This is a genomic window from Paraburkholderia sp. RL17-373-BIF-A, assembly GCF_046030175.1.
Taxonomy (GTDB): Bacteria; Pseudomonadota; Gammaproteobacteria; order Burkholderiales; family Burkholderiaceae; genus Paraburkholderia.
The window spans coordinates 1-870 of record NZ_JARESO010000323.1; the positions used below are offsets into that span (position 1 = coordinate 1).

Sequence of the window (870 nt, forward strand, 5' to 3'; positions counted from 1 at the left end):
TCTCCGGGGTGCCCTCGCGCTCCCAGATTTCGCGAGCCCGCCGCAGTATCCGGGCCTCTCGCTCAGAAGTCGGCTCGCGCTCTTCGACCGTTTCGCCCAGTGCATCGACATGGACACTTATGACGTCGTATCCGTCGGCGATCTGATGCCAGACATTGAGCTTGTTCATATCTTCAAACTGCCGAGTGGCGGTGGCGATTGCCTCTTCCTTAGTGCCCTGTGCTACCGCAATACGCATCAACTCACTGTGATGCGGGTGGCCGCGGTGATCAGTGAACGTTTTGTGGAAGATCACTTCAAAGGGCCGCCGTTCGGAGGCAGCGCCGCTCAAAGCGCTCAGCGAAATGATGCCAATCAAGTGCTGGTCGCCGCGATCAAGGACTGCCAGACGCTGCACATGATTCTTGCGCATAACCTTGGCGGCCTCGTCGACCGGATCATCCCCGAAGCAAGAGAGAATCTCGGCCGACATCGCCTCGCGCACCGTCATCTGACTGACATCGCGGGCATCCGCGACGCCGCGCATCGTGATATCACGGTCGGTGATCATCCCGATTACCCTGTTGTTCTGGCACACCGGGAGGGCACCGATATTGTTCTTCTTCAGCCTGCGGGCTGCGGCGTCGAGGGTTTCTTCTGCCTGGACGCAGACCGGTTCTTTCATCACATCTCTGACTAGCATGACGTGGCTCCTCATAGGGCTGACTGGAAACGATGTGCCCGCGTAACGCGGATAGCAGCGGATCTCAGACCTCAGAGGATGCGGCTGGTAAGCGTGAAACAGGTACCTGCCAGTTGAGTGTACGCCAAGCTGATGCCAATGCGTGCGACAGCTTGCGGACATGCGGGGGCTCACCTGACAAGCATTCG

1 protein-coding gene is annotated in these 870 nt (G+C 59.0%); it reads right to left on the reverse strand.

Annotated elements, in window-relative coordinates; translation table 11 throughout:
* Nucleotides 1-682 (reverse strand): CBS domain-containing protein (locus P0D80_RS50635; protein ID WP_408296400.1); only part of this gene is annotated, 682 nt, incomplete at its 3' end.
* Nucleotides 683-870 lie beyond the last annotated feature (188 nt).